The following is a 23,091-nucleotide window of genomic DNA, read 5'->3' as shown; positions in this document are numbered from 1 at the left end:
CACTTTTGGCGGCTCTGGTCGCAATTGATTATGGTTTTTCCAGCCGACCCCACGGGGTCGGCTTTTTATTGGCTGAAAGAAGAGGAACAGGCGGCCTGATCAGGCCTCGAAGGTGGCGGCATTGAGCCGGAACGCGCGGGGGGCGTCGATAAACTGGCCGGTGATGCGCTCGTCGTGCTCGTGGCCCTGACCATAGCTGCAGAGGATCAGCCGATCCGACGTTCTCGATCTCAGCTGGGTGATAAAGCGCACCAGATCGGCGCGGCTCAGGTTGCCGACCTCCTCGCACACCCTTTCGCGCTGATCAAAGCCGAGATCCTTGTTGCCGATGCTGACCCACAGCCGCTGGCCGCGGCTGCGCAGGTTGGCATCCCGCTCGCTCAGCTGGGCCTGCAGGCCCGCCTTGCTGTCCTGCCATTGACGGGCGGTGAGCTCGAGCATGGCCAGCGGAAACAGATCGATGAACTCCTCCACCGCATCCAGCAGGATCTGCGGTCCGGCCACCGGCGATTGGATGTAGAAGATGAGGCCGGGATGGCGATTGAGGGGCAGGTTGCCGGCCCCCACCACATAGCCGAGCTGCTGACGGGTGCGCAGCTCGTGAAAGAAGGTGGAGGACATGATGTGGTTGGCCAGGGTGAAGCAGGCCAGATCCCGCGCCCGGGTGGTGCGCGACTGGTAGTAGACCAGCAGGGCCGAGTCTTCATGCTCACAGCCCTGTTCACGAATGAGGGTGCCCCTGTCCTGAATGGAAATGAGTGGGCGACGGGTCTCGGCACTGGGCTGGCTGTTGACGCCGAGGTGGCGCTCCAGCAGGGCGGCAAGCTCGAGGGCCTCGGCGGCGGTCCAGTCGCCGTGTACCAGGGTCTCTACGTGCACCTCGGCAAAGAGGCTAGCCACGAAGGCGGGCATTTCGCCCAGCTCGACGCTGCGCAGGTGGCGCAGCAACTGCTCGAACGGCGGGTTGTTGGGCTGCAGCAGGCTGGTGAGCTGGTTGAACAGCTGGGAGATGGGGCGCGCCTTGGACTGGTTGTCCCAGTTGCGGATGAGCTGCTCCTTGATTTCGGCAAATCGGGCCGGATCCGGGTAACCCAGGGTGCGGTTGCCGAGGATCATGTCGAGCAGCAGCGGCTGCTTGTCGGCAAAGCCGCTCAGGTTGATGGTAAAGCCGCCCTGGTGGGCATAGATCTGATAACCGAGCCCCGCCAGCTCCGCCGGGTAGGTGAGGGCGTTGAGGTGGTCGGTGAGCAGCTCCACCGCCAGGCGTGCCATGGCGATGTGGCGCGGACTCTTGACCGCGTGCTCGCTGTCGATGGAGATGTAGAGGTTGCCCTTGGGCACGCTGAACTGATGCTCATGCAGGTGCCAGAGCCGAAAGCCGGGCCGATCAATCAGGCAGGCGGGCATGTCGGCGGTGAGCTCAGGCGTGCGCACGTCGAGCCGGTTGCTGATGAAGGGGTTGGGCAGCGGCAGGGCCAGCGCGGGATCCGGCTCGCTCTGCTGCCAGCGGATCTTCTCCGCTTCCGTGATGATGGCGACGCTGTAAGGGGTCTGATACCAGCGGGCCAGCCGGTCCGTGCCGAGCTCCGGCGCCGTGATGGTCATGCGCAGGTTGTGCGGGGTGAGCTTGGCGAGCAGGCGGCGAATGAGCGGCTCGTCGTATGCGCGCATCATGTAGTCGCCGTAGAGCAGGTCATCGGGGGCGTAGCTGAACAGGTTCAACACCAGTCCGGAGACGGTGTCAAGTGCCCGGCCCCGCTCCTGGAAGCGGAAGGCGGACTCAAGTACGGTGCGCTTCTCGTCATAGCGCCAGGCCTCCACCCCGCCGCGCTCGATGAGTTTCAAGTAACCGAACAGGGCCGCCACTATCTCGTTGACGTGTTCGAGCCCGAGCGGGGTCAGCCCGAAGTTGACGCCAAAATCCTTGAAGTTGGCGCCGCTGATGCCACCGCCGGCGGAGAGCTGGTTGACCCAGCCCTTCGCTTTCAGCAGAGAGAGCAGGCTGCCGTCCCCTTCGTAGCCGATGAGGTGGCTCAGGAAGGTGAGGGGCTTCTTGTCGTAATACTCATCCACGTTGGGCAACGGAAAGGTGAGCGCGAGCTTGCGGGTCTCCTTGACCGGGTTGATCTGGATGCGAATGCCCAGGTCATCGAGCCGGTAGAGGGGCATGTCGAGGGTCGGCGTTCCCAGATTGCGATTCAAAATGGGAGCGAAAAAGCGATCGCACCAACCCAGCTGGGTCTCGATGGTGGCTGGCGAGATCATCACCAGCGCCATGCGATCCGCGCTGTAGTGGGTTTCGTAAAACCGGATAAGGTCGGAGCGCAGATCCCGGCCGGGCAGATCGGCCAGGGTATCCAGGTTGCCCACCGAGAATTTGGCGAAGGGGTGGGCAGGATTGACCGTCTCTTTGTGCACCTGGTAGCTGCGGCGCACGTCGTCCTGCAGCTTGAGGCGGTATTCGGAGTCGACCGCATTGCGCTCCTTGTCCACCCACTCGGGATCGAAGGTGGGGCAGATGAAGAACTGGGAGAAGCGATCCAGTCCTGCCTCGAAGAAGCCGTTGTCAATTTCGAAGAAGAAGTTGGTGAACTCGGTGCCGGTCCAGGCGTTGTTGCTGCCGCCATGACGGCTCATAAATTGCTGGTATTCACCAGGTTTGGGATAGGTGCAGGTGCCAAGGAACAGCATATGCTCAAGGAAATGAGCCATCCCCTGCCGGTCCGCCGGATCGTCGAAGTGGCCGGTGTTGACGGCCAGGGAGGCGGCGGACTTGTCGGTGTCGGGATCGCAGATCAACAAGACCCTGAGCCGGTTTGCCAGCTCCAGATAGTGGTATTGCCGATGGTCGTTGGGACTGGCATATGGGCTCATTGGCGCGTGACTCTTGTTGGATTTATTTGAATTTAAACATGATTATCGACCCCGCTACCCAGTGAGGCAAACCCTTTTCTGAGAGGTAGCGCAATTGTTTCCCCCGGCATGGCGGGGTAAGATCCCCCCGCTATCAAAACAGGCCCGTTGGGCGAGGTTGTAATGAAAATCTACATCATGCGTCATGGCCAAGCTGGCATGAATGCGAAAACAGATGAACAGCGTCCACTGACCGAGCAGGGAATTGAAGAGTCCATCCACATGGCCCGCTGGCTGGCCCCCCAGCTTGGCGGCAAGCTGGATCGGGTGATCCACAGCAACTATCTGCGCGCCAGACAAACCTGGCAGAGCATATGCAGTGAATTACCCAAGGCGGGGGCCGTCGAAGAGAGCGGTGACATCACCCCTTACGGTGATCCGGCCTTCGTGGCGAGCTACCTCACTACGCTGGCAGCCAAGCACGACAGCATCCTGATGGTGAGCCACCTGCCGCTGGTGGGATACCTGGTGCAGAGCCTCTGTCCGGCGGCCGGTGCCCCCATGTTTGCCACCTCGGGCCTGGCCTGTATCGAGTGGCAGGATGGCAAGGGGGCCTTGCTCTGGTTGGAAGGACCACATACAATACGCTAAAAGTTAATAAAAAGTTATAGATTGGTTTTTTGGGGAAGAGAGTTGCGATTTTTCCGGATTTTTATACAGATTTGACGGAATTATTTCGCAGAAGCTGCTGTCATACGGATACAACTGCAAGAGGTTGCAAACGATGAGAGTATTCAAGAAGTACCTGCCACTGATGGTGGCAAAACATGTCAAAACCTTCTTCAAGGGGCGGATTTACATCCACGGCAGAGGACGCTTCGACTTCCAGTCCGGCTTGCTGATGATGCCCACGTCGGCGGACATTCCCCACCGCCAGACCGTGGTCGAGGTCAACGCGTTGATCTCGAGACTGCACATGGATGCGGCGTGATAGCTTCGTCACCTCGCTGATCCGCGTCATGCCCGCCACCGTGCGGGCATGATTGTTTTTGGGGCCATTCCGGCCTCTTTGGCGCTGTTCGGTTCCCCTTTTTGTCAGGCAATCCACCCCGGACGGCCTGGTGCTTGCTAATCCTGCCGGCCTCCCTATACTCCCGCCTGAAATACCCGCTGGCTTTTTCTGGATATAGCGATGCCCCTTGCCTTCTTGTTTCCCTTCTCCTGCATGGCCATCTGGGCCGGCAACGCCATCGTCAGCAAATTGGCGGTGGGGGTACTCTCACCGGCGGCGCTTGCCTGGTCGCGCTGGATGGTGGCCGCCATCGTGCTGACCCCGTTTCTGGCCCATCGGGCCTGGCGCGAGCGGGCCAAACTGCGGGCCGGCTTCTATCAGCTGGCGGCGCTGGCCCTGCTCGGCATGGTGCTCAACCAGACCTTCGGCTACTACGCGGCGCAGACCCTGGGGGCCACCGAAATCGGCCTGATGATGGGGCTCACCCCCTTGATGACTGTGCTGCTCAGCATCTGGTTGCTGCGCGAGCGTCCCACCTGGGGGGCGCTGCTAGGCGGCGTCATCTCCATTCTGGGACTGGCCATTTTGCTGGGGCAGGGGGATCCCGCCCGCCTCTTTACTCAGGGCATCCACATCGGCTCCGTTTACATGCTGCTCTCTGCGGGCACCTATGCGCTCTACAGCGTGCTGCTCAAGAAGTGGGATCTGGGGCTCGACAACTGGTCCATGCTCTACGGCCAGGTGCTGTGCGGTCTGCTGTTCCTCACTCCGTTTTATCTGCTGGTGGATGGACACTGGCCGGACGGGCGGGCGCTCTGGCTGATCCTCTATGCGGGGATCCCGACCTCAGCCCTGTCCCCCTGGCTCTGGATGCAGGGCATCGCTCTGCTGGGGGCAAGCCGCACCGCCATCTTCATGAACCTGTTGCCGGTGATGACAGCGGGCCTTGCCATCAGCTGGCTCGGCGAGAGATTGACCAGCTATCACCTGATCGGCGGTGGCATGACCCTGTTTGGGGTCTTGCTGGCCCAGCTGCTGGTGCAACCTGTGGTGCTGCGCCGGCGCAGGGTGGCGCTGGCCGCCTGCCGGGAGGATTGAAAAAAAGACCGCCGAATGGCGGTCTTTTTTTATGCGGGATATCTAGCCTCACTGCGCGGTGAGGTAGAGGTCCTTCGAGTAGACCAGATCCTGCGGATTCTGGTAGGGGTAGCCCTTGATGTTGGGCTTGAGCAGGCGGGACTTGACGTAGAAGTAGACCGGGGCGATGGGGGCGTCGGCCTCGATCACCGCTTCCGCCTGTTGATAGAGGCGGTTGCGCTCGGCGCCATCCTGCGAGTCGTGGGCCTTGCTCAGCAGGGCGTCGTACTCCTTGTTGAACCACTTGCCGCTGTTGGCGCTGCTGCTGGAGGTCAGGATATCGAGGAAGGTGGAGGCGTCGTTGTAGTCCCCGTTCCAGGAGTAGCGGCTGACCCCGAAATCCCCTTCGTTGAGGGCCGAGACCATGGTTTTCCACTCCATGTTGTTGAGCTTGGCCTGGACACCCAGGTTGTGCTTCCACATGGAGGAGATGGCCAGCGCTATCTTCTTGTGCCCCTCGTTGGTGTTGTAGAGGATGTCCACCGTCAGCGGCTTGTCCGGGCCGTACCCCGCCTCGCCGAGCAGCGCCTTGGCCTGCTTGATCCGCTCCTCCTTGCTCATCAGCTCGCTGGCTGGTCGCTTGAGCTCGAAGCCGTCGACGATGGGTGGCGTCAGGCTGAAGGCAGAGATCTGACCCTGTCCCAGGATCTTCTCGGTGATGGTGTCCCTGTCGATGGCAAGCGACAGCGCCTTGCGCACCTTGGGGTCATCGAACGGTTTGCGCTGGGTGTTGAACACGTAGTAGTAAGTGGCCAGGGTCGGCACGCTCACCAGCTCCTGCGGGCTCTGCTGCTTGAGCTGCTTGTACTGCTCGAGCGGGTAGCTGGTGTAGTGCAGCTCGCCGGCGCGGTAGCGGTTGTAGGCGGCGGTATCGGAGACGATCTCCAGATAGAGCACCTTGTTCAGCACCGTATTCTTGTTGTCCCAGTAATGGGGGTTGCGCTCGGCGATGAGACGTTCGTTGGGGGTCCACTCCTTGAGCACGAAGGCGCCGTTGGAGACGATGTTGCCCGGCTTGACCCACTCATGACCGAACTTCTCGATGGTCGCCTTCGGCGCCGGGAAGGTGGTGTAGTGGGAGAGGGTCTTCAGGAAGAAGGGAACCGGGTTTTTCAGGGTGATCTGCAGGGTATGGTCATCGAGCGCCTTGATGCCCAGCGTATCCGGGCTCTGCTTGCCCTGGATGACCTCGGCGGCATTGGTGACGCCGGTCAGCTCGATGAACCAGGCATAGTTGGAGGCGTTCTTGGGATCCGCCGCCCGCTGCCAGCCATAGACGTAATCGGCTGCCGTCACCGGCTCGCCGTTGGACCACTTGGCATCGGGTCTGAGCTTGAAGGTGTAGACGGTGCCGGTGGGATCGAGTTGGTAACCCAGGGCGCCGGCAGGTTGCAGCTTGCCGTCCCCGTCCAGGGTGTAGAGCCCCTCGAACAGATCGTTGACGATTTCGCTGCCCGCGCTCTCTTCCACCATCTGGGGATCGATGGAGGCGGGTTCGGTACCTATGTTGCGGATGAAGGTTTGCTGTTCTGCGGGTAACAGCTTGGTACCGACCGGTACCTGGGCCGCCAGGACGGGGAGTGCGAACAGAGCGGCCACCGTGCCGGCAATGAGAGTCCTTTTCATTGAATATCCTTATGTTTTTTTGCTTCCAAAGCCTGGCCAGTGTGCGGGATTGATGGCGAGATCTCAAGAGGCAGACCGGTCTCCTTTGGCATGCGCCCCAGATAGGGGGCAGAGCGGGGATCTTGGCGCCCTCATGGCAACATCTTCGTGATTTTTTGCCACGAATTAACATTAGAAAAGTTACCGATTGAAACCAGTTTATGGCGAGCGTCGGGCAGAAAAAATGGCGGAAATGCGCATTTATCAAGCGGCTTAATTCGCTGCAAAAACAAAAAACAGACGTTACATTAGGTTACAAAACAACGCTGCCGAGGATCGGCACTTTTTTTGCTGATGCTTGCAAACGTTTTCAATGCCAACGGAAACGATCTTAAAGGAACCATAATGCGAAACATGATCACCATGGGCGAGTTCATCGTCAAAAAGCAGGCGGATTATCCCACTGCGACCGGCGAGCTGACCTCTCTGCTCAGCTCCATTCGCCTGGCTGCCAAGGTGGTGAACCGGGAGATCAACAAGGCGGGGCTGGCGGACATCATCGGCTCCATGGGTGCTGAAAACGTGCAGGGCGAGGTACAGCAGAAGCTGGACGTCTACGCCAACGAGCGCTTCAAGGCGGCGCTGGAAGCCCGTGGCGAGGTGTGCGGCATGGCCTCCGAAGAGGAGGAGGATTTCGTCTCCTTCGATTCCGAGCTCTCCCGCCACTCCAAGTACGTGGTGCTGATAGATCCCCTCGACGGCTCCTCCAACATCGACGTCAACGTCTCCGTCGGGACCATCTTCTCCATCTATCGCCGGGTCAGCAAGCCGGGTGCCGGCGTCACCCTGGAAGACTTCCTGCAGCCGGGCAACCGCCAGGTCGCCGCCGGTTACGTGGTCTATGGCTCCTCCACCATGCTGGTCTACACCACCGGTTTTGGCGTCAACGGCTTTACCTACGACCCCTCCATCGGCTGCTTCTGCCTCTCCCACGAGAACATCCGCATTCCGGAAGAGGGCAAGATCTACTCCATCAACGAGGGCAACTACATCAAGTTCCCGGACGGGGTGAAGAAGTACCTCAAATATTGCCAGGAGCGGGACGAGGCGACCCACCGACCTTATACCTCTCGCTATATCGGTTCTCTGGTCTCCGACTTTCACCGCAACCTGCTCAAGGGTGGCATCTACATCTATCCGTCCGGCACCAACTCCCCGAATGGCAAGCTGCGTCTGCTCTATGAGTGCAACCCCATGGCGTTTCTGGTGGAGCAGGCGGGTGGCAGAGCCTCCGACGGCTTCAATCGCATCATGGATATCCAGCCCACCGCACTGCACCAACGGACCCCTTACTTCGTCGGGTCCACCAAGATGGTGGAGCGGGCCGAGGCCTTCATGCGGGAGTTCTCCGCCCACGAGAACCCGGCCGAGCAGTCTTGACCGCTTGTGTCACGGGATAAAAAACGGGAGCCAATATGGCTCCCGTTTTATGTGGGTGAGCGGCTAGCCGCTCAAGGAATGCCACCTCAGGGGCTGGCGTGGCTGGCGAGATCCGCCAGCAGACCGTCCACCAGTTTGAGGCGCATGGCGCGATCCTGGGTCGGCACCTGGAAGCGCAGCCGGGTCGGCCCGTCCATCTTGTAGATGCGCGGCTGCTCGGAGAGCAGCCTGACCAGATAGGCCGGGTTGACGCGGGTCTCCTGGGTGAAGTCCAGGTAACCGCCGCGCTCGCTCATCTCCACCCGACGAATGCCCAGCGCCGTGGCGCGCTGGCGGAAGGCGGCCAGTTCCATCAGGGTTTTGGTCGCCTCCGGCAAGAGGCCGAAGCGGTCGATCAGCTCCACTTTGAGTTCGCGCAGCTCCTGCTCGTCCGCCGCACTGGCGATCCGCTTGTACATTGAGAGCCGCATGTTGACGTCCGGGATGTAGTCGTCCGGGAGCAAGGCCGGCAGGCGCAGCTCCACCTCGGTGTGCTGGCTCATCAGCTGCTCGAGCGACGGCTCCTTGCCATGTTTGAGCGCCTCCACCGCCTGCTCCAGCATCTCCATGTAGAGGGTGAAGCCGACCGATTCGATCTGGCCGCTCTGATCGTCGCCCAGCAGCTCGCCGGCGCCGCGGATCTCCAGATCGTGGGTGGCGAGCGCAAAGCCGGCGCCGAGATCTTCCAGCGACGCGATGGCCTCCAGTCGCTTGGCCGCATCCTTGGTCATCAGCTTGGGATGAGGGGTGAGCAAGTAGGCATAGGCCTGGTGGTGGGAGCGGCCGACCCGGCCCCGCAGCTGGTGCAACTGGGCCAGACCCAGATGATCCGCCCGGTCCATGATGATGGTGTTGGCGCTTGGCACGTCGATGCCAGTCTCGATGATGGTGGTGCAGACCAGCAGGTTGAAACGCTGGTGGTAGAAGTCCGACATCACCCGCTCGAGCTCCCGTTCGCGCATCTGGCCGTGGGCGATGCCGATGCGCGCCTCCGGCACCAGCTCGGCAAGATCCGCCGCACACTTCTCGATGCTCTCCACGTCGTTGTGCAGGTAGTAGACCTGGCCGCCACGCTTCAGTTCCCGCAGCACCGCCTCGCGCACCACTGCCGGCTCATGCTGGCGCACGAAGGTCTTGATGGCCAGGCGCTTGGCGGGCGGGGTGGCGATGATGGAGAGATCCCGCATGCCCGACATCGCCATGTTGAGGGTACGCGGAATGGGGGTCGCGGTGAGGGTGAGGATATCCACGTCGGCGCGCAGCGCCTTGATCTTCTCCTTCTGGCGCACACCGAAGCGATGCTCCTCGTCGACGATGAGCAGGCCGAGATCCTTGAAGGTGAGCTCGGCGCCCAGCAGCTTGTGGGTGCCGATGATGATGTCCACCTTGCCCTCGGCCATCTCCTTCATCACCGCGCTCTGCTCCTTGGCGGAACGGAAGCGGCTCAGCACCTCCACCCGCACCGGCCAGTTGGCGAAGCGGTCGCGGAAGTTGTCGTAGTGCTGTTGGGCGAGCAGGGTGGTGGGCACCAGCACGGCCACCTGCTTGCCGCCGTGCACGGCCACAAAGGCCGCCCGCATCGCCACCTCGGTCTTGCCAAAGCCCACGTCGCCGCACACCAGCCGATCCATGCTCTTGGCCTGGCACATGTCGCCAAGCACCGCATTGATGGCATTGAGCTGATCCTCGGTCTCCTCGAACGGGAAGCCGGCGGCAAACTGGCGATAGGCCTCGCGGTCGTGCTTGAAGGCAAAGCCGGCGCGGGCCGCGCGGTGGGCATAGACATCGAGCAGCTCGGCCGCCACGTCGCGCACCTTCTCGGCCGCCTTGCGCCGCGCCTTGACCCAGGCCTCGCCGCCGAGCTTGTGGCTGGGCGGATTGTCGGATCCTGTATAGCGGCTGATGAGGTGCAGGCTGGTGACCGGCACGAACAGCTTGTCGCCACCGGCGTATTCCAGGGTCAGAAACTCGGTGGGCAGGCCGCCGGCGTCTATGGTCTCCAGCCCCAGATAGCGACCGACCCCGTGATCCAGGTGCACCACCGGCTGACCCTGGGTCAGCTCGCCCAGGTTTCGGATCACCGCATCGGAGCTTAAATTCTTGCTCTTCTCCCGTTGCCGTTTGCTGCGGATCTTGCCGCCCAGCAGTTCGGTTTCGGTGATGAGCGCCAGCTCCTCTTGCCCCGGCTCTCGCAGCAAGAAACCGCGTTCGAGCGGTGCCACCAGCAGGCCGTGGCGGGCCTTGCTGGTGATGAAGGCATCCAGCGAGGTGAACTCCTTGGGTTGCAGCGCAATGCGCGCCAGCAGGTCCCCCAGCACCTCGCGCCGTCCTTCGGACTCCACCGCAAACAAGGTGCGGCCGGTAAACCCTTGCAGGAACTGGCTGAGGGCCAGCAGCGGCTGCTCCTTGCTGTGATCGAGCTGAAGGTCCGGCAGCGCCGAGATCGGCAGGTCGTGCTGGCCCGCATCACCGGCGGTGGGGGCCTCCTGCAGCCGTACGGCCGCGTACTGACCCAGAGCGGCAAACAGCTGCTCCACCGGCAGGTAGATCTGCTGGGGTGGCAGCAGGGGCCGGGTATTGTCCCAGCGCCTGTCTTCGTAGCGCTGGCCGATGTCGTTCCAGAAGCGCTGGGCGGCGGGGTAGATCTCCCCCACGGTCAGCAGCAGGGTGTTGTCCGGCAGGTGATCAAACAGGCTGGCGGTCTGCTGGAAGAAGAGCGGCAGATAGTACTCGATGCCCGCCGGCCAGCGCCCCTTGCTCACCTCCTGATAGATGGAGCCCTCGGCGCGGGAGATCTCGAACTGTTCGCGATACTGGCCGCGAAACAGCTCGATGGCCGCTTCATCGGTGGGAAACTCCCGGGCCGGCAACAGGCTGACGCTCTTGACCGGCTCGCTGGAGCGCTGGGTCTCGGGGTCGAACGGGCGGATGGAGTCCACCTCGTCGTCGAAAAAATCGATGCGATAGGGGCTGCTGCTGCCCATGGGGAAGAGATCGAGCAGGGAGCCGCGGGCGGCAAATTCGCCGTGCTCCAGCACCTGCTCCACCGCCACGTAACCAGCCTCGGCCAGGCGTGCGCGCAGCTGCTGCAGGTTGAGGCGCTGGCCGCTCTTTATCATCAGGCTGTATTTGTCGAGATAGACCCGGGGCGCCGTGCGCAGCATCAGGGTGGAGATGGGCACGATCAGCACGCCGCTGCTCATCTGTGGCAGCTTGTAGAGGGTCTCGAGCCGCTGGGAGATGATGTCCTGATGGGGGGAGAAGGTGTCGTAGGGCAGGGTCTCCCAGTCCGGGAACAGCAGCACCGGGCAGCCAGTGTCGGCCAGCAGGTATTGCAGTTCCTGTTCGAGGCGCAGGGCGCTCGGGGTATCGGCGGTCACCAGCAGGACGGGGCGATGAGCCTCCTCGGTGAGGCGGGCGGCCATCAGCGAGAGGCTGCTGCCTGTCAGCTGGCCGAGCGTTAACTTTTGGCCCGCCTTGGCGGGCAAAGCGGGGAGCTTTATTGGCATCATTCGATTCTTTTAACGTTGACGGTCTTGCGCACGAAGTTTGAGTTGTTTGGACTGGATATGCAGGCTGGCGCGTACCAGCAGTTCGCGGTCATCCTCGCGGATCCGCACATAGTCGAGCACCACCTGGGTGCCGTGCTCGCTCGGTTCCAGCTGCTTGACCTGGCCGTAGCAGTAAATGGCGGAGGCCTCTTCGCGCAGAAAGATCTTGAGCCGCACTATCTGGTGCAGGTGCGGTGCCTCGCCGTGGCCCTGGCGCGGGTGCAGATAGGTGAGCTGGCCGGCGCCAAAGCGCAGGGTGTGGAAGCGGTGCTCCGGGTGATCCTGCACCGACAGCACATAGCCCATGATCATGTCGATCTTGCGCGACTGCTGGTTGATGATCTCCACCAGATCGTGCATCGACTCACTCTGGTTGCGGAGCAGGCGGCTGGTCACCATGTCGATGGAGGTGATGGAGGAGGCGATGCGAAAGGGTTCGGGCAGCTCGGCTTCCAGTGCCTCCAGCGAGGGCAGGTGAAAATCGCCGGGCATGGGGATCACATTGACCGGCGTGGCATGGGTGACACTGAAGAACTGTTCCTGCATGGAGGCTATCCCTTGTTGTCATAGACGGTTTCCCTTTATTATCCGGTATCTTATTTTGTTGGCAACGTAGATATCCTTGAAGACTGGACTTTTTCAGCCACTGTCGCTGGCCATCGGCCTGCGTTACGCAGGCTCGCGACGCAGCAATCGCTTCGTGTCATTTATCTCCCTGTTTTCCACTTTCGGCATTGCCATCGGGGTCGCGGCCCTGATGGTGGTCATCTCGGTGATGAACGGTTTTGAAGGGCAGCTCAAGGGGCGCATCCTCGGGGTGATTCCCCATGTGGTGGTGACCAGCCCGGCGGGGCGCATCGATGCCGCGCCGCAGGGGCTGCCGGACTTGGCCAAGTTGCCCCACGTGATCGCCCATGCTCCCATGCTCGACAGCGAAGGCATGTTGCAAAGCCCCGGTCAGCTCACCGGCGTGAGCGTGCAGGGGATCGATCCCGCCCAGTGGCCCAAGGATGACATCCTGCACGCCCAGATGCAGATGGGGCGTCTGGACAGCCTGCAAGCTGGCGAATACCACATAGTGCTGGGGCAGGGGGTGGCCAATCGTCTCAAGGTCTCCATGGGCGACCAGGTCCGTCTGATCCTGACCGAAGGCACCCGCTTCACCCCGTTTGGCCGGGTGCCGGCCCAGCGCCTCTTCACCGTCTCCGGTATCTTCGGGGTCGGCGCCGACGTGGACAGCCAGGTTGCCCTGATTGCGCTGGGAGATGCCCAGCGTCTGCTGCGCCTGCCTGCGGACAAGGTAGGCGGCATTCGCCTCTGGCTGGATGATCCCTTCTCTGCCGACGAGGTGGTGAAGACGGCGCTGCCGGACGGGCTGGAGTGGCAGGACTGGCGCCGCGAGCGCGGCGAGCTGTTCCAGGCGGTGGCCATGGAGAAGCGGATGATGGGGCTGATGCTGGTGCTGATCATCGCGGTCGCCACCTTCAACATCCTCTCCGCCCTGGTGATGGTGGTGACCGACAAGGAAGGGGAGGTAGCCATCCTGCGCACCATGGGCATGAGCGAGTCTGGCATCGTCAAGATCTTCATGGTGCTGGGGGCCTCCAGCGGCGTCATCGGCGCCCTGTTCGGGGGGCTGGCGGGGCTGGCACTCTCCATGGGGCTCAACCCCCTGCTCAATGCGGTGGGGCTCAACCTCTACATGACGGCCGGCGGCTCGGGTCTGCCGGTCATCGTCGAACCCGCCCAGGTCGTGACCATTTTGCTGGGCGCCGTGCTGCTCAGCTTCAGCGCCACCCTCTACCCGGCGGCCCGCGCGGCCCGGGTCAAACCGGCGGAGGCGCTGCGCTATGAATAATTCATCTTCTGTTGTTACTGGTGCAAGTGGAGCCCCCTTTATGAATCAATCCGTCTCCTGCGAGCCGCTGCTGCGCTGTCAGGCCCTCAATCATGTCTACAAAGAGGGCGATCTGGAGACCCAGGTACTCAAGGGCATCGATCTTAGTGTGGCGCCCGGCGAGATGCTGGCGGTGGTGGGCAGCTCGGGCTCCGGCAAGACCACCCTGCTGCACCTGATGGGGGCGCTCGACAACCCCTCCAGCGGCGCCGTGCTGTTCAAGGGGCAGGATATCCATCGCTGGGACAGCCGCACCCAAGCGAAGTTTCGCAACCAGGAGCTGGGGTTTGTCTACCAGTTCCACCACCTGCTCTCCGAATTCAGTGCGCTGGAAAATGCTGCCATGCCGCTGCTGATCGCCGGCGAGTCGGTGACGAGCGCCACCGAGAAGGCGAGCAAGATGCTGGGGCGGGTGGGGCTCTCCCATCGTCTCAACCACAGACCGTCCGAGCTCTCCGGTGGTGAGCGCCAGCGGGTGGCCATCGCCCGCGCCCTGGTCAACGAACCCAGCCTGGTGCTGGCGGACGAGCCCACCGGCAACCTGGATCACGCCAGCGCCACCGCCGTCTATGAGCTGCTCTGCGAGCTCAACCGCGAGCTCGGCACCGCGTTCGTGGTGGTGACCCACGACTTGAGCCTGGCGGCCAAGCTCCATCGCCGGGTGACCCTGGTGAGCGGCGTGATGGCGGAGGTCGCCTGATGTTCAAACCGCTGCCCCTGTTTCTGGGCCTGCGTTACAGCCGCTCCCGCCGTCGCAACGGCTTCATCGCCTTTATCTCCGCCTCCTCCCTCATCGGCATCGCTCTCGGGGTGATGGCGCTGATCCTGGGGCTCTCCGCCATGAACGGTTTTGAGCGGGAGCTCAAAAACCGGGTGCTCTCCGTGGTGCCCCACGGCGAGCTGATGGGGATGGAGGCGCCGCTCCCCAACTGGCCCAAGCTGCGGGATTACCTGCTGGCCCAGCCCGGGGTGGAGGCTGCCGCCCCGGTGATCCGGCTCGACGGCTTGCTGGAGCACGGCAGCGCCCTCAAGGGGCTGCAAGTGCGCGCCGTGCTGCCGGAGCTCGAGGCCAATCTCTCCGATGCGGGCAACTACATGACGGGGCGCGGCCTGCGCGAGCTGCAAGCCGGCGAGCACGGCCTCATCCTCGGCAAAACCATCGCCGACAAGCTGGGGGTCAAGATAGGGGATACCGTCACCCTGCTGCTGCCCCAGGGGGGCGATGCCACCGGCATCAAGAACCCGAAGCGGGAGACCCTCAAGGTGGTGGGGCTGCTCGAGATCGGCGGCCAGCTCGATGGGGTGCTCGGCTTCATGCATCTGGCCGATGCCCAGGCCATCACCGGCATGGGTAGTGCGGTGGAGGGCTTCAGTCTCAAGGTGAACGACGTGCTCAAGGCGCAGTCCATCACGGTGGCGGCCGCCCAGAAGTTTCCGCACTACGTCTACATCAGCAGCTGGATGAGCCGCCAGGGCTATCTCTATCAGGACATCCAGATGGTGCGCACCGTGATGTACGTGGTGATGCTGATGGTGGTGGCGGTGGCCTGCTTCAACATCGTCTCCACCCTGGTGATGGCGGTGAACGAGAAGCGCAGCGAGATCGCCATCTTGAAGACCATGGGGGCGAGCCCGGGCCAGATCCGGCTCACCTTCGTCATTCAGGGGATGGTGAACGGGGTGGCAGGGGCTCTGCTCGGCGCCCTGCTGGGCGGCCTGCTCTCCAGCAAGCTGACCCAGATCCTGAGCGCCATCGAAGGGGTGATCGGGCACCGTTTCCTCAATCCGGATATCTACTTCATCGACTTTCTGCCGACCGAGCTGCACATGCAGGACTTGCTCATCGTGACCGGCGCCGCCATCCTGATGAGCCTGGTGGCGACCCTTTATCCCGCCTGGCGGGCGAGCGGGCTGGTGCCGTCCCGCGAGTTGGGACACTGATACGCGGCATCTTGTCTGCTGAGAAAAACGAAGGACCCGCCGGCGCAAACCGGCGGGTCCTGCTGTTTCGAGGGGTGCTGGCTGGCTCAGTGGGCGTTGAGTTCATCGAGCGGAAGCGAGAAGCTCGCCACGAAGATGTCGATGAAGTAGCGCATCTCGCCGCTCATCCGGGCGGCCAGCATCTGCTCGAGGCGCTTGCGCGCCGGCTCGAACTCCCGGTTGCCGGCGTTGATCTCCTCCAGACACTTGGTATAGGCGCAGAGAGTGTCGGCATCCTTCACCAACCTGGCCAGCTCGCCGTCCTGGGCACCCGAGTCCAGCAGCGGGCGAAAATCCTCGACCAGCTCAGGCGGCAACATGCCCAGCAGGCGCTGCTCGGCCGCCAGCTCAATCTTCTTGTATTCGCGGGCAATCTCGGGATTGAAGTACTTGACCGGGGTGGGCAGATCGCCGGTCAGCACCTCGCTGCTGTCGTGATAAAGGGCCATCACGGCGGCGCGATCGGCATCCACACTGCCGCCAAAGAGCCGGTTTTTGATGAGACCGAGGGCGTGGGCCACCATGGCCACCTGCAGGCTGTGCTCGGCGATGTTCTCGGGTTGGATGTTGCGCATCAGCGGCCAGCGGTAGATGAGCTTCATGCGGGCTAGATTGGCGAAGAAGTGGCTGGGCAGCATGGGGTACCTCAAAGATGGCAATGAAAAAAGGCAGACCCTAGTCTGCCCTTTTTTGCGGCTGTCGGCATCGCCCTTAACGAATATAGCGACCGGATTCGGCTTCCTGATTGGTGACGATCATCTGGCCGATGGGGGCCAGGCTGATGAGCGCCAGCTTGAGGTGCTGAATGCCGAACGGGATGCCGACGATGGTGACGAAGCAGGCCAGCGCCGAGGCGATGTGGCCGATGGCCAGCCAGATCCCGATCAGCACGAACCAGATGATGTTGCCAATCAGCCCCATGGTACCGGTGCCCATGTCGCTCATCCCCGTCATGGTCTTGCGGTTGACCGCCTGCTTGCCAAACGGGAAGAAGGTGAAGGTGCCGATGACGAAGCAGGCGCGTCCCCAGGGGATGCCGATGAGGGAGATGAAACAGAGCAGTCCGGCCAGCCACCAGGCCAGCCCCATGAAGACGCCTCCCAGTACGAACCAGAGCAGATTGAACAAGAAGCGGAAAAAGGCCATGTCGGTGACTCCAGACTTATCAAGATGGCTGCCACCATAACGAGCGATGGTCATGGACGCAATGGTTGAAGGGGCGGGGCGGACAATTTGGGTCGCAGCTTGCACGCCGCGGCCGGTCTGCCGGCTGATGAGATGAAAAAGTAGGCTCTTGCACGAAAAAAGGTGAGCAAGTGCAAATTCTTGCAGTCTGCATCCTTGAAGTCGGGCTCGGTTTTCCCCATATAAGGGGCAGTTTTGCGCGAATTGTGCCATTGCCAGCCCGGTTTGGGGACGTGTGGCTCGACTCGATCAAAGTGCGCCGCTATAATGTCGCGTCATATTTTCTCATCACAAAGACAGTCGTTGTCTTTATAAACAGGAAGACTCCGGGCTTTGCCCAGGGGCAATAAAGGGTCAGCACGCAGTGCTGAGTTGAACGAGGTAGAAGAATGCAAGTTTCTGTAGAGACAACCCAGGGTCTGGAACGCCGTCTTACCATCACCGTACCGGCCGCTACCGTTGACGCCGCCGTGCGCAAAGAATTGAACGGCCTGGCCAAAACCCGTCGCATCGACGGTTTCCGTCCTGGCAAGGCTCCGGTTGCCATCATCAAGAAAATGTTCGGCGCCATGGCTCATGCTCGCGTTGCTGACGAAATGATGCAGAGCAACTTCATCAAGGCCATCATCGACAACAAACTGAGCCCGGCCGGTGCCCCGACCATGGATCCGAAAGAGATCAAAGAGGGTCAGGATTTCGAATTCACCGCCACTTTCGAAGTGTATCCGGAGTTCGAAGTTGCTGGCCTCGAGACCATCAAGGTCGAGAAGCCGGTTGCTACCGTGAAGGATGAAGATCTGGCCAACATGATCGACACCCTGCGCAAGCAGCACGCTACCTGGAGTGAAGTGGACGCCGCCGCTGCCGATGGCATGCGTGTGACCATGGACTTCGTCGGTTCCATCGACGGTGAAGAGTTCGACGGCGGCAAGGCCGAAGGCTTCAACCTGGTACTGGGTGCCGGTCGCATGATCCCTGGCTTCGAAGACGCCATCATGGGCAAGAAAGCAGGCGACGAGTTCACCATCGACGTGACCTTCCCGGCTGACTACCACGCTGAAAACCTGAAAGGCAAAGCTGCCAAGTTCGCTTCCAAGCTGAACAAGGTGGAAGAGCAGATCCTGCCTGAGCTGACCGAAGAGTTCGTCAAGCGTTTCGGCATCGAGAGCGGCAGCGTTGAAGAGCTGAAAGCCGAAGTGCGCAAGAACATGGAGCGCGAACTGGCTCAAGCCCTGAAAAACAGTGTGAAAGAGCAGGTGCTGAACGGCCTGGTTGAAGCCAACCAGATCGATCTGCCGAAGGCTGCCGTTGCTCAGGAAATCGATGCCCTGCGTCAGCAGGCGCTGCAGCGTTTCGGCGGCTTCCAGGGCGGCAACGCACCTGAACTGCCGGCCGAACTGTTCCAGGCCCAGGCCGAGCGTCGTGTACGCGTAGGTCTGCTGCTGGGCGACGTGATCCGTACCAACGAGATCAAGGCTGATGAAGCGCGCGTCAACAGCATCATCGAATCCATGGCCACTGCCTACGAAGATCCGAAGGAAGTGATCGAGTACTACCAGAAGAACGAACAGATGCTGAACGGTGTTCGCAACCTGGCAGTTGAAGATCAAGCCATCGACCTGATCCTGTCCAAGGCCCAGGTGACCGAGAAGGAAGTTGCATTTGACGAAGTGATCAACAAGTCCGGTGCCGCTGCCTAAGAACATTTGACTTAAGGTCAAGACTGTTAAGTATAATGGCTCGTGTGATCTCCACTCGGGCCATTTTATTTTAGGGACAATGCCTTATGTACAAGAACTATAACGATGTGACTGAATCCCCACGCAATGCGCTCATCCCGATGGTGGTAGAGCAAACCGCGAAAGGGGAGCGTTCCTACGACATCTATTCTCGTCTGCTGAAGGAGCGGGTGATCTTCCTGACCGGTCAGGTCGAAGACCATATGGCGAATCTGGTGGTGGCTCAGCTGCTGTTCCTGGAGTCCGAAAATCCGGATCAGGACATCAGCATCTACATCAACTCTCCGGGTGGGGCCGTCACGGCCGGCATGTCCATTTATGACACCATGCAGTTCATCAAGCCGGACGTCAGCACTGTGTGCATGGGGCAGGCCTGCTCCATGGGCGCCTTCCTGCTGGCCGGTGGTGCCAAGGGCAAGCGTTTCTGCCTGCCCAATGCCCGCGTGATGATCCACCAGCCGCTTGGCGGTTTCCAGGGCCAGGCATCTGACATCCAGATCCACGCCCAGGAGATCCTGAAGATCAAGAATACCCTGAACGAGCGTCTTGCCTTCCATACCGGACAGGACATGGCAACCATCGAGCGTGACACCGACCGTGACAACTTCATGTCCGCCGAGCAGGCCGTGGCCTATGGTCTGGTTGATGGTGTCCTGAGCCGCCGCGGCTGAGCCACGAGCTAGCCCGTACCATCATTGAGGACATCATCTGATTTGGTGATGCCCTCAATCGGCAGATCAGGCATGGGCAGGGTGTTCCGGACTGTTGTAAACTCAACAGGACAATCCATCCTCTATTGATAAAACGAGGTTGCTGAATGACAGAAAAACGCAAGGGTGAGGGTGATAAGCTGCTTTACTGCTCTTTTTGCGGCAAAAGCCAGCATGAAGTGCGCAAGCTGATCGCTGGCCCTTCCGTCTACATATGTGATGAGTGCGTCGAGCTGTGCAACGACATCATCCGCGAGGAGATCCGCGAGATCTCGCCCAAGCGCGATGGTAGCGAGCTGCCGACCCCTCATGAAATCCGCGCTCATCTGGATGACTATGTGATCGGGCAGGAGTACGCCAAGAAGGTGCTGGCGGTAGCCGTCTACAACCACTACAAGCGGCTGCGCAGCGGCAGCGAGTCCGGTGGTGTAGAGCTGGGCAAATCCAACATCCTGCTGATCGGTCCGACCGGCAGCGGCAAGACCTTGCTGGCCGAAACCCTGGCCCGTCTGCTGGATGTGCCGTTCACCATGGCCGATGCCACCACCCTGACCGAAGCCGGTTACGTGGGCGAGGATGTGGAGAACATCATCCAGAAGCTGCTGCAAAAGTGCGACTACGACGTGGAGAAGGCCCAGCGCGGCATCGTCTACATCGACGAGATCGACAAGATCTCCCGCAAGTCGGACAACCCCTCCATCACCCGCGACGTCTCCGGGGAAGGGGTGCAGCAGGCCCTGCTCAAGCTGATCGAAGGGACCATCGCTTCCGTGCCGCCGCAAGGTGGTCGCAAGCACCCGCAGCAGGAGTTCTTGCAGGTCGATACCTCCAAGATCCTGTTCATCTGCGGTGGCGCCTTCGCCGGTCTGGACAAGGTGATCGAGCAGCGCTCCGTCAAGGGCACCGGCATCGGCTTTGGTGCCGAGGTCAAGTCCAAGAGCGCCAAGGCGACCCTGAGCGAGAGCTTTGCCAAAGTGGAGCCGGAAGATCTGATCAAATACGGTCTGATCCCCGAGTTCATCGGCCGTCTGCCGGTGGTCGCGACCCTGACCGAGCTGGACGAGGCTGCCCTCATCCAGATCCTGAAAGAGCCGAAGAACGCGCTGACCAAGCAGTATGCTGCGCTGTTCGATCTAGAAGGGGTGGAGCTGGAGTTCCGTGATGACGCCTTGAACGCCATCGCCCGCAAGGCGATGGAGCGCAAAACCGGCGCTCGCGGTCTACGTTCCATCGTGGAAGCCGTGCTGCTGGATACCATGTATGACCTGCCGTCGCTGGACGGTGTCAGCAAGGTGGTGATCGACGAGACCGTGATCAAGGGGGACTCCGCGCCCTTGATGATCTACGAAAATCCCGAGACCCAGGCCGCCGCATCAGAGTAAATGTCTGATTTTTAATCAAATGAAAGGGGCTTTTTGCCCCTTTCATGCTTTTTGCGGTTTCGGCGATTGAATCTCATCTAAGCGCCCCCATATACTCAGCCAAGCGCTTTGCCAACGGTATAACAAGCCGAGAGGACATATATGAACCTAGAGCGTTCAGAACGCATCGAGATTCCCGTCCTGCCTCTTCGTGACGTGGTGGTTTATCCCCACATGGTCATTCCACTCTTTGTGGGGCGGGAAAAATCCATTCGCTGTCTGGAAGCGGCCATGGAGCAGGACAAGAAAGTTCTGCTGGTGGCCCAGAAGGATGCGTCAACCGATGAGCCGACGGTGGAGGAGATCTTCTCCGTCGGGACAGTGGCCAATATTCTGCAGATGCTCAAGCTGCCCGACGGCACCGTCAAGGTGCTGGTGGAAGGGGGCCAGCGTGCCCGTCTTGAGCGGATGATCGACGACCGGGACTTCTTCGTTGGCGAGGCGCAGTACATCGCCTCCAAGGCGATCGACGAGAAGGACCAGGACGTGCTGGTACGTTCTGCCATCGGTCAGTTTGAAGGTTACATCAAGCTCAACAAGAAGATCCCGCCCGAGGTGCTCACCTCGATTTCGGCGATCGACGACGCGGCGCGCCTGGCAGATACCATGGCTGCCCACATGCCGCTCAAGCTCGAAGACAAGCAGAAGGTGCTGGAAATCGCCTCTGTGTCCGAGCGCATCGAGTTTCTGATGGCCATGATGGAGTCGGAGATCGACCTGCTGCAGGTCGAGAAGCGCATCCGCTCCCGGGTCAAGAAGCAGATGGAGAAGAGCCAGCGCGAGTACTATCTCAACGAGCAGATGAAGGCCATCCAGAAAGAGCTGGGTGAGCTGGAAGACAGTCCGGATGAGTTCGAGGCCCTCAATCGCAAGATTGAAGAGGCCGGCATGCCGGAAGATGCCCGTGAGAAGGCGCAAGCCGAGCTTGCCAAGCTGAAGATGATGTCCCCCATGTCGGCGGAAGCCACCGTGGTGCGCAGCTACGTCGACTGGATGGTGCAGGTGCCGTGGAAGGCGCGTTCCAAGGTCAAGAAAGACCTGGGCAAGGCGCAAGAGGTGCTGGATGCTGATCACTATGGCCTGGAGAAGGTCAAGGATCGCATCCTCGAGTATCTGGCGGTGCAGGCGCGGGTGAACAAGCTCAAGGGCCCCATCCTCTGTCTGGTTGGGCCTCCCGGTGTGGGCAAGACCTCGCTCGGTCAGTCCATCGCCAAGGCCACCGGTCGCAAATATGTGCGCATGGCGCTCGGCGGCGTGCGTGACGAGGCGGAGATCCGCGGTCATCGTCGTACCTACATCGGTTCCATGCCCGGCAAGCTCATCCAGAAGATGGCAAAAGTCGGCGTGAAGAACCCGCTGTTCCTGCTCGACGAGATCGACAAGATGAGCTCGGACATGCGCGGCGATCCCGCCTCCGCCCTGCTGGAAGTGCTGGATCCCGAGCAGAACAACAGCTTCAACGATCACTACCTGGAAGTGGATTATGACCTGTCGGACGTGATGTTCGTGGCCACCTCCAACTCCATGAACATCCCGGGTCCGCTGCTGGACCGGATGGAAGTGATCCGTCTGTCCGGTTACACCGAAGACGAGAAGCTCAACATCGCCAAGCAGCATCTGGTCTCCAAGCAGATCCAGCGCAACGGCCTGAAAGAGTCCGAGATCACCATCGAGGATTCCGCCCTGGTCGGGGTGATCCGCTACTACACCCGCGAGGCGGGGGTGCGTAGCCTGGAGCGCGAGATCTCCAAGATTTGTCGCAAAGCGGTCAAGCGCATCCTGCTGGACAAGAGCATCAAGCATGTTCAGGTCAATCAGGCCAACCTCAAGGAGTTCCTCGGGGTGCAGCGTTTCGACTACGGCAAGGCGACCGACCAGAACCAGGTGGGTCAGGTCTGTGGTCTGGCGTGGACCGAAGTGGGGGGCGATCTGCTCACCATCGAGACCACCAACATGCCGGGCAAGGGCAAGCTCACCTACACAGGCTCCCTTGGTGACGTGATGCAGGAGTCCATCCAGGCCGCCATGACGGTGGTGCGGGCCCGTGCCGAGAAGCTGCGCATCAATGCGGACTTCTACGAGAAGCGCGACATCCACGTGCACGTACCGGAAGGGGCCACCCCCAAAGATGGTCCTAGCGCCGGTATCGCCATGTGTACCGCCCTGGTCTCCAGCTTGACCGGTAATCCGGTTCGTGCTGATGTGGCCATGACGGGGGAGATCACCTTGCGCGGCGAAGTGCTGCCCATCGGCGGTCTCAAAGAGAAGCTGCTGGCGGCTCATCGTGGTGGCATCAAGCGTGTGCTGATCCCGAAAGAGAACGAGCGGGACCTCGAGGAGATCCCGGACAACGTCAAACAAGACCTTGAAATTCATCCGGTTCGCTGGATTGATGAGGTGCTGGAACTGGCGTTGCAGGACAATCCGCAAGGGTTTGAGCGCGTTTCTGTCATATAAATGTTGATGCGCCGCAAATTTGGCGCATTCGGGCGGTGGTTAAGGCTTGCATGCTCCGGATAACG

17 protein-coding genes are annotated in these 23,091 nt (G+C 61.2%); 11 read left to right on the top strand and 6 right to left on the bottom strand.

Features of this window, described 5'->3' with window-relative positions; all coding sequences use genetic code 11:
• Window positions 1-99: 99 nt before the first annotated feature.
• A complete protein-coding gene (locus ACB033_RS09295; RefSeq protein ID WP_371140476.1) occupies window positions 100-2,874 on the bottom strand; it encodes an insulinase family protein in 2,775 nt (924 codons plus the stop codon).
• A 162-nt stretch (window positions 2,875-3,036) separates the two neighbouring features.
• On the opposite strand from ACB033_RS09295, the gene sixA reads away from it, so the two are divergent.
• The 3 genes from sixA to ACB033_RS09280 all read left to right on the top strand — a co-directional run bounded on the left by sixA (window position 3,037) and on the right by ACB033_RS09280 (window position 4,963).
• On the top strand, window positions 3,037-3,504 hold the full coding sequence (sixA, locus tag ACB033_RS09290; RefSeq protein ID WP_017764303.1) for a phosphohistidine phosphatase SixA: 468 nt from the start codon (window positions 3,037-3,039) through the stop codon (window positions 3,502-3,504).
• A gap of 133 nt (window positions 3,505-3,637) precedes the next feature.
• Complete coding sequence (locus ACB033_RS09285) at window positions 3,638-3,844, top strand: DUF1107 domain-containing protein (protein ID WP_005301545.1); 207 nt, start codon at window positions 3,638-3,640, stop codon at window positions 3,842-3,844.
• A 201-nt stretch (window positions 3,845-4,045) separates the two neighbouring features.
• A complete protein-coding gene (locus tag ACB033_RS09280; RefSeq protein ID WP_371140475.1) occupies window positions 4,046-4,963 on the top strand; it encodes a DMT family transporter in 918 nt (305 codons plus the stop codon).
• A 48-nt stretch (window positions 4,964-5,011) separates the two neighbouring features.
• Here ACB033_RS09280 and ACB033_RS09275 read toward each other — a convergent pair whose 3' ends face one another.
• Window positions 5,012-6,628 carry a peptide ABC transporter substrate-binding protein gene (locus ACB033_RS09275; protein WP_139430961.1) on the bottom strand — a complete coding sequence of 539 codons (1,617 nt, stop codon included), beginning with the start codon at window positions 6,626-6,628 and terminating at the stop codon, window positions 5,012-5,014.
• 384 nt (window positions 6,629-7,012) lie between these two features.
• Here ACB033_RS09275 and fbp point away from each other — a divergent pair, with 384 nt between their 5' ends.
• Window positions 7,013-8,047: a class 1 fructose-bisphosphatase gene (gene fbp, locus ACB033_RS09270; RefSeq protein WP_017764306.1), complete on the top strand. Its 1,035-nt coding sequence runs from the start codon at window positions 7,013-7,015 to the stop codon at window positions 8,045-8,047.
• Between the two features lie 86 nt (window positions 8,048-8,133).
• Here fbp and mfd read toward each other — a convergent pair whose 3' ends face one another.
• Entirely contained in the window at window positions 8,134-11,598 is a 3,465-nt protein-coding gene (gene mfd / locus ACB033_RS09265) for a transcription-repair coupling factor (protein WP_139725823.1), read from the bottom strand.
• Between the two features lie 9 nt (window positions 11,599-11,607).
• On the bottom strand, window positions 11,608-12,183 hold the full coding sequence (locus tag ACB033_RS09260; protein WP_010633791.1) for a hypothetical protein: 576 nt from the start codon (window positions 12,181-12,183) through the stop codon (window positions 11,608-11,610).
• A 76-nt stretch (window positions 12,184-12,259) separates the two neighbouring features.
• Between ACB033_RS09260 and ACB033_RS09255 the strand changes: the two genes are divergently transcribed.
• The 3 genes from ACB033_RS09255 to lolE are packed head-to-tail and all read left to right on the top strand — an operon-like array spanning window position 12,260 to window position 15,475.
• Complete coding sequence (locus ACB033_RS09255) at window positions 12,260-13,495, top strand: lipoprotein-releasing ABC transporter permease subunit (protein ID WP_042051642.1); 1,236 nt, start codon at window positions 12,260-12,262, stop codon at window positions 13,493-13,495.
• Window positions 13,496-13,535: 40 nt separating this feature from the next.
• On the top strand, window positions 13,536-14,234 hold the full coding sequence (gene lolD / locus ACB033_RS09250; RefSeq protein ID WP_026141350.1) for a lipoprotein-releasing ABC transporter ATP-binding protein LolD: 699 nt from the start codon (window positions 13,536-13,538) through the stop codon (window positions 14,232-14,234).
• Window positions 14,234-15,475: a lipoprotein-releasing ABC transporter permease subunit LolE gene (lolE, locus tag ACB033_RS09245; RefSeq protein WP_005301531.1), complete on the top strand. Its 1,242-nt coding sequence runs from the start codon at window positions 14,234-14,236 to the stop codon at window positions 15,473-15,475. Before lolD ends, lolE begins: the two co-directional genes overlap by 1 nt.
• A gap of 86 nt (window positions 15,476-15,561) precedes the next feature.
• Here lolE and yfbR read toward each other — a convergent pair whose 3' ends face one another.
• Both yfbR and ACB033_RS09235 read right to left on the bottom strand, forming a co-directional pair.
• Window positions 15,562-16,152 carry a 5'-deoxynucleotidase gene (gene yfbR, locus ACB033_RS09240; RefSeq protein WP_371140474.1) on the bottom strand — a complete coding sequence of 197 codons (591 nt, stop codon included), beginning with the start codon at window positions 16,150-16,152 and terminating at the stop codon, window positions 15,562-15,564.
• Between the two features lie 73 nt (window positions 16,153-16,225).
• Window positions 16,226-16,660, bottom strand: coding sequence for a YccF domain-containing protein (locus ACB033_RS09235; protein WP_017779658.1), 435 nt, complete (start codon window positions 16,658-16,660; stop codon window positions 16,226-16,228).
• 428 nt (window positions 16,661-17,088) lie between these two features.
• Here ACB033_RS09235 and tig point away from each other — a divergent pair, with 428 nt between their 5' ends.
• The 4 genes from tig to lon all read left to right on the top strand — a co-directional run bounded on the left by tig (window position 17,089) and on the right by lon (window position 23,026).
• Window positions 17,089-18,399 (top strand): trigger factor, encoded by a 1,311-nt coding sequence (gene tig / locus ACB033_RS09230; RefSeq protein ID WP_337079525.1) that lies wholly within the window; start codon window positions 17,089-17,091, stop codon window positions 18,397-18,399.
• 86 nt (window positions 18,400-18,485) lie between these two features.
• Complete coding sequence (gene clpP / locus ACB033_RS09225; protein WP_005301526.1) at window positions 18,486-19,109, top strand: ATP-dependent Clp endopeptidase proteolytic subunit ClpP; 624 nt, start codon at window positions 18,486-18,488, stop codon at window positions 19,107-19,109.
• Window positions 19,110-19,255: 146 nt separating this feature from the next.
• Window positions 19,256-20,530: an ATP-dependent protease ATP-binding subunit ClpX gene (gene clpX / locus ACB033_RS09220; protein WP_005301524.1), complete on the top strand. Its 1,275-nt coding sequence runs from the start codon at window positions 19,256-19,258 to the stop codon at window positions 20,528-20,530.
• Window positions 20,531-20,671: 141 nt separating this feature from the next.
• A complete protein-coding gene (lon, locus tag ACB033_RS09215; protein WP_139725825.1) occupies window positions 20,672-23,026 on the top strand; it encodes an endopeptidase La in 2,355 nt (784 codons plus the stop codon).
• The last annotated feature ends 65 nt before the right edge of the window (window positions 23,027-23,091 follow it).

Origin of the sequence: Aeromonas sp. S15(2024), from assembly GCF_041402265.1 — a bacterium.
Taxonomy (GTDB): domain Bacteria; phylum Pseudomonadota; class Gammaproteobacteria; order Enterobacterales; family Aeromonadaceae; genus Aeromonas; species Aeromonas dhakensis.
Note: the sequence above shows the minus strand (reverse complement) of the source record. Positions and strands in the feature narration are given on the sequence as shown.

Coding starts and splice junctions, on each gene's coding strand:
- sixA (WP_017764303.1), top strand. CDS start 3,037: ATGAAAATCTACATCATGCGTCATGGCCAAGCTGGCATGAATGCGAAA.
- ACB033_RS09260 (WP_010633791.1), bottom strand. CDS start 12,183: ATGCAGGAACAGTTCTTCAGTGTCACCCATGCCACGCCGGTCAATGTG.
- mfd (WP_139725823.1), bottom strand. CDS start 11,598: ATGATGCCAATAAAGCTCCCCGCTTTGCCCGCCAAGGCGGGCCAAAAG.
- ACB033_RS09295 (WP_371140476.1), bottom strand. CDS start 2,874: ATGAGCCCATATGCCAGTCCCAACGACCATCGGCAATACCACTATCTG.
- ACB033_RS09285 (WP_005301545.1), top strand. CDS start 3,638: ATGAGAGTATTCAAGAAGTACCTGCCACTGATGGTGGCAAAACATGTC.
- clpX (WP_005301524.1), top strand. CDS start 19,256: ATGACAGAAAAACGCAAGGGTGAGGGTGATAAGCTGCTTTACTGCTCT.
- yfbR (WP_371140474.1), bottom strand. CDS start 16,152: ATGCTGCCCAGCCACTTCTTCGCCAATCTAGCCCGCATGAAGCTCATC.
- ACB033_RS09280 (WP_371140475.1), top strand. CDS start 4,046: ATGCCCCTTGCCTTCTTGTTTCCCTTCTCCTGCATGGCCATCTGGGCC.
- lolE (WP_005301531.1), top strand. CDS start 14,234: ATGTTCAAACCGCTGCCCCTGTTTCTGGGCCTGCGTTACAGCCGCTCC.
- clpP (WP_005301526.1), top strand. CDS start 18,486: ATGTACAAGAACTATAACGATGTGACTGAATCCCCACGCAATGCGCTC.
- lon (WP_139725825.1), top strand. CDS start 20,672: ATGAACCTAGAGCGTTCAGAACGCATCGAGATTCCCGTCCTGCCTCTT.
- ACB033_RS09235 (WP_017779658.1), bottom strand. CDS start 16,660: ATGGCCTTTTTCCGCTTCTTGTTCAATCTGCTCTGGTTCGTACTGGGA.
- lolD (WP_026141350.1), top strand. CDS start 13,536: ATGAATCAATCCGTCTCCTGCGAGCCGCTGCTGCGCTGTCAGGCCCTC.
- ACB033_RS09275 (WP_139430961.1), bottom strand. CDS start 6,628: ATGAAAAGGACTCTCATTGCCGGCACGGTGGCCGCTCTGTTCGCACTC.
- fbp (WP_017764306.1), top strand. CDS start 7,013: ATGCGAAACATGATCACCATGGGCGAGTTCATCGTCAAAAAGCAGGCG.
- tig (WP_337079525.1), top strand. CDS start 17,089: ATGCAAGTTTCTGTAGAGACAACCCAGGGTCTGGAACGCCGTCTTACC.